Raw genomic sequence first — 8,953 nt, 5'->3', positions numbered from 1 at the left:
CCTCCTTCCGACACTCGCGGAATCCCATGAACGAACTTGACGATGTGCTGAGACTTCTCGTTGCGGCGGGTACGGGCCTGCTGATCGGCATCGACCGCGACATGAACGACAAGCCGGTGGGAATGCGGACCCTCGCGCTCGTGGCGCTCGGCTCCGCGCTCGTGTCGATCTCCGTGATCGAGTTTCAGAATCTGCGCGACCATCCGGATGCGATCTCCCGGGTCATTCAGGGCGTCGTCGCCGGGGTGCTGACCGGCGTCGGCTTCATTGGCGCAGGCGTCATCCTGCACGATGCCAAGGCGAAGACCGTTCACGGCCTCACGACGGCGGCGACCGTCTGGATCGCGGCGGGGCTCGGAATTGCATGCGCGCTGGGAGCCTGGCTCCTCGTCGGCGCCGCGATCACGGTCACGTTGCTCGTGCTGTTCGTTCTCGGCTGGATCGAGCGCCGGTTGGGATTGAAATAGCCTGGCCGCCGGCGCGCGCCGGTCGGGCGAGCGTACCAAATGATACGAACGAAGCCGATGTAACCCGGCATGATCCGCGACGGATTTGATTCGGAGCGGAGATGACGGCGGACGCGAATTTCCTGCGGGAGCAGCTGGCGTTGATCCGCGAACTGGCGGACCGGGCGGATCCCCATATCCGGAAGCGACTGCTCGCATTGGCTGAAAAATACGAGCGCCGGCTGGCGGAACAGAGCCGGACGCAAAGCCGGCTTTGACGGCTCATCGCACACGTCCTAAGCCAGCCGGACAAGAAACGTCACCTGCCCTGTTGCCTGCCCCCGCCATCCCGACCATATTGCCGCCATGACAAAAAAGCCCTTCCGCCTCACGCCCTACCAGGTGCAGTTCCTGATCGTCGTCGGCTTCGCGTCCGTCGGCTATGCACTTTATCTGCGTTACCTCGCGATCGAGCTGTCGCAGGTCGCACTCGCCTGCGACGCCGGGCTTCAGACGCTGATCTGCAAGGGGCGCTCGGTCTCGACCGTGCTGTTCAAGAATTCGGTGTTCGGCATCGTCGCGCTGGTGGTTGCGACGCTGAACCTGATGCGGCCGTCGATCGTGCTGCTGACGGTCGGCATCATCGCGGCCGGCCTCGGCATCGTGCTCTACAATGTCGTGCCGTCGGGCCTTGCGATCGGCCTGTTCATTCTTGGGTTTGCTCGGCCCGCGCCCGCCACAGCGTGAGCGCGAACAGCAGATAGATCGAGCAGGTCCACAGCGACTGCCAATTGTCGCGGCCTTCGTTGAACAGCACGAAGACCGCCGACAGCGCCAGCACGCCCGCAAACACCGATTCCGCGATCGGACGCTGGCCGGTCTGCGGCCGGTTCAGCATCAGAAGCGCAAACGGCACCACCGCCATCGTCAGCGCGGCGTAGGGAAAATCCTTGTAGCGCGGGTCGAAAACGAAGCCGAGCGCGGTCGCGGCCGCGATCACCGCCGCCACCGCGAGCGTCAGGCCCAGCACGGCGGTGAGCTTCGACCATTTCCGCCCCTCGCGCGGACCGAGCAGGTCGAGGAAGGTCGGCAGGCTGCGGCCGATCACCATGGCCTGCGCGCAGAAGATCGGCGACAGGATGCCGGCGAGCAGCAGCGCGCCCCAGAGCAGCCAGCCACCAATTCCGTAGCTCTCGTAATACATCTTGTCGGCGCCGATCCCGAGCAGGCTCCCCGCCGTCGTCGCCGAGATCGCGACCCCGAGCCAGGCCGAGAAGCGCGGCGTCCACGGCCGCCGGCGCAGCGTGATAAGGGCGACCGCGAACACCAGCACGGACAGGCCCATGCCCGCGCCCATGTACCATTTCCAGTAGGGGAAATTGCTGATCGGCTCGCCCGGCGGATATTTCAGGCTCCGGCGCACCGAGTCGTACAGGCCCCAATAGCCGCCGACGGTGCCTTCCAGCTTGCGCTTCCACGGCTGGTCGTAGGACTCGATCAGATTGACGCGGAACTTCTGCGCCTTCGCCAGGGCCAGGATTTCCGAGACCACCCGCGCCTGGTTGGCGCGTGACGGCAGCGCGCCGTCGCGCATGCGACCCTCGCTCGGCCAGCCGGTCTCGCCGATCAGGATTTCCTTGCCGGGAAACGCCACCGCCATCCGCTCACGGATCTGTTCGACATGGGCCGAGGCGAATTTCGCCTTGATCGGGAAATCTTCCCAATAGGGCAGGATGTGAATCGTGACGAAGTCGACGGCGTCATAGACCTCGCGGTTCTTCAGCCAGTACTCCCAGACGTCGGCATAGGTGACGGGCACGCTGACTTGCGTCTTCACCAGACGGATGATGGAGACGAGGTCCGCCATCGTCATCTCGCCGCGTAGCAGCACCTCGTTGCCGACGATGACCGCCGTGATGATGCCGGGGAATTCCTTGGTGAGGCGGATGGCGAGCCCGGCCTGCTCATAATTCTTGGTGCGGTTGCTGGAGAGCCAAATGCCCTGCAGCACCTTCAGCCCGCCGACCTTGGCGGCGATGGCCGGCACCTGGTCGAGCCCGTTCTCCATCGAATAGGTGCGGACGCAGTCGGTGATCTCCTTGAGCTGGCGCAAGTCCTGCTCGATCTGCTCGGCGTCGATATGGGTCCACGCGTTCAGCGGCGTCTGCTCGCCGCGGAACGGCGCGTAGGAGACGCATTGGACCTTGTCGGCGGGATCGATCGGGGCGCGCGCGAGCGTGATCGGCGTCGCCAACCACCACCACACGGCAGCAATCGCACCCAGTGAAACGAGCAGAAGTGCCAGTGGCGTACGAAGAGAAATCGGTTCCGTCCTCCGCGAAGGGTCCGTCGATTACCTGCTTGCACGCCGTCTGCCAAGGGGGGTCCAAGCGGGTGCCCAGATGCCAATCCATTCGAGCGTTCCGCTTCTCCTCCAAGGATTCGGGCTGCGGCCGTTCGACCAAGGCCTAGCATCGTGACTTTGCTGGACAAAATGCCAAATACAGGTCATGGACTCCGAAAGACTTTTCCGCCGCATTGGAGACCCATTTGGACGCCATCACCGACGCGTCCGCGGGATCCTGACGCGGACGGCCAGCGCATACATTGGGGATTTCATGCGGCAACGGGTGTTCGAGTCACGAAATGCGGTCCTGCGGCAGTTCGCCGCCACCTTGGCCGTCTCCTGCCTTCTCGTTCTCGCCGGTCTCGGTGGCGCCTCCGCCCAGAGCGGCACGCCGGCCCCGGATCAGGGCAAGGCCGCCGCCCAGCCTGCCGACGCCGCCAAGGATGCCGCCCAGAACCAGCGCCGCACCGACGAGTTCGCGGAAGCCGCCCAGGTCATCAACGGTCCGGGCGGCAATCCTGAATGCGTCTGGCTCGGCCGGCGCGTGGTGCGGCTGATGTGGCGGGACGACCTCGATACCGCGTTCCGCCATCTCGACCTCTACGACCGCTTCGGCTGCCCCGGCGGCCACATCCAGGCCGCGTTCCGCTGCCTGACCCGGTTCGGCGGCCAGATCGACCCCAAGGTCGCCGAGACCCTGGACAGCCGCGTGCACGCCTGCTGGATCAACCCGGCGGCCCAGCCGCAGCAGGCGGCGGCCTCGGCCGCCCAGCCGGCGGCTCCGGCCGCCAACAATGCGCAGCCACAGCCGGCCGCGAGCCCCTCACCTGCGGCAAGCCCGTCACCGGCGCCCCCGAAATAGCCCAAGATCTCAAACAGACTTGGATCTTAAACAGACTTGGTCGTTTCAGCTCTCGTTCAGGAACGATCGGCCATAGACGCGGTTGGCACTGCCGCGCGACGTTCGAAAAAGGCCATGCCCTCATAAGGACATGAGGCCATGACAGTTGTGAAACCGCGCGGCGGAGATATGCTCCCTTTGCCGCGGACTTGGTCGGATCTCGGGGTCGGATCCGCTTCCCTGCCCCCTCAGCCCCTTTTGGTTTAGCCGCGATGCGCGTTGTCGCCGCCGTTTTGTTGCTTGTGTCTGCGCTTCACGCTGGACTATGGGGGGTCCTGCGCGACAAGGAACCCGCGCCCGATTTCAAGGGCCTGCTGCCGAGCGTGTCCTACGCGCCGTTCGAGGGCTCGGCCCACCCCGACATCGACAACATCCCGACCGTCGAGAAAATCCGCGCCGACCTCAAGACGCTGTCGACCATGACGCGCGCGATCCGTCTTTATTCGTCCACGGGCGGTGTGGAACTGGTGCCGCCGATCGCGGCCGAGTTCGGCCTCAAGGTCACCGTCGGCGCCTGGATCGACAAGGACAAGGATCGCAACAAGCGCGAGATCGAGGCCGCGATCGCCCTCGCCCGCAAGAACAGCAACGTCAACGGCGTCGTCGTCGGCAACGAGGTGATCTATCGCGGCGAGCAGAAGGTCGAAGACCTCATCGAGATGATCAAGCAGGTCAAGGCCGCGGTCCGCGTGCCCGTGACCACCGGTGAGATCTGGAACATCTGGCGCGACAATCCCGAGCTCGGCTCCAACGTCGATTTCATCGCCGCGCACGTCCTGCCCTATTGGGAAAATTTCCGCTCGGACCAGGCGGTCGACCAGGCAGTGGATCGCTACAATCTTTTGCGCAATCAGTTTCCGGGCAAGCGCATCGTCATCGCCGAATTCGGCTGGCCGAGCGCGGGTTATAATTTGCGCAACGCGGACCCTGGTCCGTTCCAGCAGGCCCTGACACTGCGCAACTTCGTCAGCCGCGCCGACGCGCTTGGCATGGACTACAACATCGTCGAAGCCATCGATCAGCCCTGGAAGTATTTCGAAGGCGGCGTCGGTCCGTATTGGGGCATCCTCAACGCCAGCCGCGAGCCGAAATTCGCCTGGACCGGCCCGGTCGAGAACCCCGACTATTGGAAGCTGATGGGCATCGCGCTGCTGGTCGGCATCCTCTTGTCGCTGCCGATCCTGCGGATTGAAAAGCCGACCGCGAAACAGGCGTTCTTGCTGTCGGCGACCGCCAACGGCGTCGGCGCCTGGGCGGCGACCGTGTTCGCGTTCTGGAACGGGCATTATTTCATCTTCGGCTCGGCCTTCGCGCTGACGCTCGGCATGATCCTGCTTGTTCCTCTCGTCCTCATCGCGATGGCGCGCATCGACGAGATCGCCGCGGTCGCCTTCGGCCGGCCGCCGCAGCGGCTGATCACCAGGGACAAGCCGGTCGAGAACGTGCCCGAAGGATATTGCCCGAAAGTCTCGATCCACATCCCGGCCTATTACGAGCCTGTCGATATGCTGAAGCAGACGCTGGATGCACTGTCGCGGCTGAACTATCCGAACTACGAATGCGTCGTCATCATCAACAACACGCCGGATCCCGCGTTCTGGCAGCCGATCCAGGATCACTGCCGCGCGCTCGGTGAACGCTTCAAGTTCATCAACGCCGAGAAAGTGCAGGGCTTCAAGGCGGGCGCGCTGCGCATCGCGATGGAGCGCACTGCCGCGGATGCCGAGATCATCGGCATTCTCGATGCCGACTATGTCGTCGAGCCCGACTGGTTGAAGGACCTCGTGCCCGCGTTCGCCGATCCACGCGTTGGCCTCGTGCAGGCGCCGCAGGAGCACCGCGACGGCGATCTGTCGATCATGCACTACATCATGAACGGCGAATATGCCGGCTTCTTCGACATCGGCATGGTCCAGCGCAACGAGCTCAACGCCGTCATCGTGCACGGCACGATGTGCCTGATCCGCCGCGCCGCGATGGACATGGCGGGCGGCTGGTCGTCCGACACGATCTGCGAGGACAGCGATCTTGGCCTGGCGATCCAGGAGCTCGGCTGGACCACCCACTACACCAACACCCGTTACGGCGCGGGCCTCCTGCCGGACACCTACGAGGCCTTCAAGAAGCAGCGCCACCGCTGGGCTTATGGCGGCCTGCAGATCGTCAAGAAGCACTGGCGCCGCTTCCTGCCCGGCGCGAGCCGGCTGACCTCCGACCAGAAGCGCGAATACGGCCTTGGTTGGCTGAACTGGCTGGGTGCCGAGAGCCTCGGCGTCGTGGTGGCCCTGCTCAATCTCGTCTGGGTGCCGATCGTCGCCTTCGCCGACATCGCCATTCCCGACAAGATCCTGACGCTGCCGATCATCGGCGCGTTCATCGTCTCGCTGGTGCACTTCCTGTCGATGTACCGCGCCCGCGTCGCCATCAAGCCCGGCCAGATGCTGGGCGCCATGATCGCGGCGATGAGCGTGCAGTGGACGGTGTCGCGCGCGGTGGCGCAGGGCCTCATCACCGAGCACATCGCTTTCGCCCGCACCTCCAAGGGCGGTCTCAGCCGCATGTCGATCGAGTTCCAGGCGTTCTGGGAGGCCGTGATAGGCACCCTGCTCCTGGTCGGCGCCGGCGTCCTGATCGCCTCCAACAGTTTTCGGCAGATCACCGAGATCTACATCTTCGCCGGCGTGCTGGTGCTGCAGAGCCTGCCGTTCCTGGCCGCCGTTGCGATCGCCATCCTAGAGCTCAGCCGCATCAACTCGTTCCAGTTCTGGCGCGACAGCGCGATCCGCACCGCCGAGCTGATCGGCCTCCGCCCCGTCGCACTGCCCCCCGTCGGCGCGCCGCAGGCAGTGCCGAACGAAGTGCGGCGGGAGACCAACTGACGGGCGTCCCGGCCGGTTGACACCTCGTGATTAAAAGTCACGAGCTCTTCGACGTGGATGGTGGCCCGCCAATCGGGTTGAGAATTCCGGCCTAAGCTGCGGAGACCGCGAGCAAATCCCCGCTGCTGCCATGAGTTTCGGCAGCGCCCCGGACTATTGACCTGCGCAGCCACTCCCCCTACACAGCGCAGGCCGAAAGCATGATCCGGAAACAGCCGGTTTTTCCCCGCGACGCAAATCGCGCGTAGCGGCAAGACATGCTTCTCGAATGTCCGAACACGATGGCGACCTTCGTCAAAGCCATCAGCGGCCATGGGAGCGCGTAGCTCAGCCGGTAGAGCACGTGACTTTTAATCACGGGGTCCTGGGTTCGAGCCCCAGCGCGCTCACCAAATTCCCCTTCTCCGCCAGTGCCTTGTTCGTATCGCCGAAGAAGCACCTGTTTTTCACTGGCGGGTAACTGCCTCGTAGAAGCTTTGGATGGCAGCACAGATCTCTGCGAGGAATCCGGGTCAGCTTCGCAGCTTCGCTGACATTGATGGGCTTCCCCATGGGGTCCTGCTCGTCGACCGGAAGCATGGTGAACGGCGGCATCGAAGCAAGCTCGTGCTTGCTCCACGCCAAACGGGATGAGGCTCTCCCTGCAGCGATAACCTTGCTCACCGAGGAGGCTGATAAGCCACGCTGCAGCAAAGATGCTTTAAACTCTTTCTGCGCCTCGTAGGCGGTAGCCTGGGAGACCGTCTTGTCCCCGAAGTGGTCGATCCAGTAGTTCTTCTGGAATTTGATGTTGTCCTTCGAAACCGCCTTTGAGCCAACCTCGTCCCAGTACTTGATCACCAGAGATTTCATGGTGACCTTGGATATGGTCATTGCCTGGGCGAATGCCGACCTTGCCCTTATCGCGGCACTAACGCGGGTAACGAACGCCAACAATCTCCATCAGATGCAGCGCGCCTACTACCACATGCCCACGCTCGATACTCGCGTGAGATTTATACGAGCGCTTATTCTGGAGTGGAACGCTGGTCCGTTCGACCGGGATGCAATCGATAAATGCATCGAGAAACTTGGCAAACTCGCCAGCGCGCGAAATCATTGGGTTCACGGCGACTGGTGCGAAGACACTGAGGCAAAACTCCCCATCATCTTCAATTTCCGATACGATGATATGGAGAAGCGGCGAAAGCCGGTCCGAGCAACGGACATCACCAATCACGTGAGTGCCGTTCTAATGCGGACGCGCGAGCTGCAAGATCTCGTCAAATTCGACGAGCTGATCGAAATCGCCGGCTAGCTGAAGAACCCCGTCACATCCCTACAGGTCTAGAGACACGCAGATTTTTACCTACCATCCCGTCGCCAACAATCAAGAAGGCGTAAGCCTCACCAAAATTACCCTTGGTACCGATGTGGCTTTTACGCCTGATGGCACCGCAAAGCTGGGGCTATTTGCTTGGATACCGCGCGACAAGTTGAAGCCACCCCAGCCACCCCAGCCGAGGGAATGTCCCATGACAAAAATCAGAAAGCCGAATGCGGCAACTGACCAAGAGGCCGATTATTGGCTAAGGCGTTACGCTTGCTACGAGGTAGGCATGCTTCGACATTCACTCCGGGCTTTGAGTGAAGGCGCGACTTCTAGGTTCGAGGGCAATATGCGCATCGAATGCTTCCATCTTCATGCGCGTAACCTTATCGAATTTTTCAAAAACAAAGACCCTTGTGACATCGACCCACGGCGCTTTACCAAGCCGGGTTATGAGCCAAATGGAAACTTCATCGCCAACGATTTAGAGGCGAGAATGAATCAGCAGATTTCTCATCTGACCGCGAAGAGAACCGACGACCCTACCAAACAACTAGGTCCCAAGGAGCGACAAGAAATAAGTAAGGCGATCGAGGCAGAGATTACGCGCTTCGAGAAAGCTTTAACACCACAGTCAGAGGCACTATGGCGCCTCGGACTTCGGGACATGGGTTTTTAGTTCGTAGGATGGGTCGAGCTCTTGCGAAACCCATCGTTGGTGCGAGCAGCGCCGCTGCGTCTCCTCTACAAAATCATCATCGAGCCGCTGACGGAGGAAGACCGCGGCGGATTTGTTGCGACCGTGCCCGACCTTCCCAGCTGCATGTCTGACGGAGCGACCGAATTCGAGGCGGTGCAAAATGTGCAGGATGGAATAGCCTGTTGGATCGAGGCTGCCGAGGAAGACCATCGTCCTGTCCCCGGGCCTTCGCATCTCTGACCCGCCGCGGCCCGTTAGCAGTGAGCCCTTCGAAACGCATCACCCGTTTCGATCAGCGCCACTGCGATTCACGATCAATTTTCGGAGCAATCCTCAGCGGCCCCTTGTCGCGAAAGAGCCTGCCAATTTCC

At 62.4% G+C, this 8,953-nt stretch carries 9 protein-coding genes and 1 tRNA gene; 9 read left to right on the top strand and 1 reads right to left on the bottom strand.

The window, feature by feature from the left end; genetic code table 11:
• The first annotated feature begins 26 nt into the window (after positions 1-26).
• The 3 genes from AC0WRY_RS16955 (at position 27) to AC0WRY_RS16945 (ending at position 1,193) form a co-directional block, all read left to right on the top strand.
• Positions 27-467: an MgtC/SapB family protein gene (locus AC0WRY_RS16955; RefSeq protein WP_194408059.1), complete on the top strand. Its 441-nt coding sequence runs from the start codon at positions 27-29 to the stop codon at positions 465-467.
• Positions 468-568: 101 nt separating this feature from the next.
• Complete coding sequence (locus AC0WRY_RS16950) at positions 569-724, top strand: hypothetical protein (RefSeq protein WP_194408058.1); 156 nt, start codon at positions 569-571, stop codon at positions 722-724.
• Between the two features lie 88 nt (positions 725-812).
• On the top strand, positions 813-1,193 hold the full coding sequence (locus tag AC0WRY_RS16945; RefSeq protein WP_194408057.1) for a hypothetical protein: 381 nt from the start codon (positions 813-815) through the stop codon (positions 1,191-1,193).
• Here the strand turns inward: AC0WRY_RS16945 and AC0WRY_RS16940 are convergent.
• Complete coding sequence (locus AC0WRY_RS16940; RefSeq protein WP_491119994.1) at positions 1,153-2,712, bottom strand: glycoside hydrolase family 17 protein; 1,560 nt, start codon at positions 2,710-2,712, stop codon at positions 1,153-1,155. The genes AC0WRY_RS16945 and AC0WRY_RS16940 overlap by 41 nt on opposite strands.
• Positions 2,713-3,064: 352 nt before the next feature.
• On the opposite strand from AC0WRY_RS16940, the gene AC0WRY_RS16935 reads away from it, so the two are divergent.
• The 6 genes from AC0WRY_RS16935 (at position 3,065) to AC0WRY_RS16910 (ending at position 8,822) form a co-directional block, all read left to right on the top strand.
• A complete protein-coding gene (locus tag AC0WRY_RS16935) occupies positions 3,065-3,655 on the top strand; it encodes a beta-1-3, beta-1-6-glucan biosynthesis protein (RefSeq protein ID WP_194408055.1) in 591 nt (196 codons plus the stop codon).
• A 251-nt stretch (positions 3,656-3,906) separates the two neighbouring features.
• Positions 3,907-6,573 carry a glycosyltransferase gene (locus tag AC0WRY_RS16930; RefSeq protein WP_194408054.1) on the top strand — a complete coding sequence of 889 codons (2,667 nt, stop codon included), beginning with the start codon at positions 3,907-3,909 and terminating at the stop codon, positions 6,571-6,573.
• Between the two features lie 316 nt (positions 6,574-6,889).
• Positions 6,890-6,965 (top strand) — tRNA-Lys (locus AC0WRY_RS16925).
• A 395-nt stretch (positions 6,966-7,360) separates the two neighbouring features.
• Complete coding sequence (locus AC0WRY_RS16920) at positions 7,361-7,870, top strand: hypothetical protein (RefSeq protein WP_210347004.1); 510 nt, start codon at positions 7,361-7,363, stop codon at positions 7,868-7,870.
• A gap of 217 nt (positions 7,871-8,087) precedes the next feature.
• Positions 8,088-8,561 carry a hypothetical protein gene (locus tag AC0WRY_RS16915; protein ID WP_491119991.1) on the top strand — a complete coding sequence of 158 codons (474 nt, stop codon included), beginning with the start codon at positions 8,088-8,090 and terminating at the stop codon, positions 8,559-8,561.
• A 39-nt stretch (positions 8,562-8,600) separates the two neighbouring features.
• A complete protein-coding gene (locus tag AC0WRY_RS16910) occupies positions 8,601-8,822 on the top strand; it encodes a type II toxin-antitoxin system HicB family antitoxin (protein ID WP_371746361.1) in 222 nt (73 codons plus the stop codon).
• Positions 8,823-8,953 lie beyond the last annotated feature (131 nt).

The sequence above is a fragment of the Bradyrhizobium sp. T-12 genome (assembly GCF_058314695.1).
Note: the sequence above shows the minus strand (reverse complement) of the source record. Positions and strands in the feature narration are given on the sequence as shown.

Bases quoted from the DNA above. Each gene is read 5' to 3' on its own strand.
- AC0WRY_RS16955 (WP_194408059.1), top strand. From the start codon at position 27: ATGAACGAACTTGACGATGTGCTGAGACTTCTCGTTGCGGCGGGTACG.
- AC0WRY_RS16950 (WP_194408058.1), top strand. From the start codon at position 569: ATGACGGCGGACGCGAATTTCCTGCGGGAGCAGCTGGCGTTGATCCGC.
- AC0WRY_RS16945 (WP_194408057.1), top strand. From the start codon at position 813: ATGACAAAAAAGCCCTTCCGCCTCACGCCCTACCAGGTGCAGTTCCTG.
- AC0WRY_RS16935 (WP_194408055.1), top strand. From the start codon at position 3,065: ATGCGGCAACGGGTGTTCGAGTCACGAAATGCGGTCCTGCGGCAGTTC.
- AC0WRY_RS16930 (WP_194408054.1), top strand. From the start codon at position 3,907: ATGCGCGTTGTCGCCGCCGTTTTGTTGCTTGTGTCTGCGCTTCACGCT.
- AC0WRY_RS16920 (WP_210347004.1), top strand. From the start codon at position 7,361: ATGTTGTCCTTCGAAACCGCCTTTGAGCCAACCTCGTCCCAGTACTTG.
- AC0WRY_RS16915 (WP_491119991.1), top strand. From the start codon at position 8,088: ATGACAAAAATCAGAAAGCCGAATGCGGCAACTGACCAAGAGGCCGAT.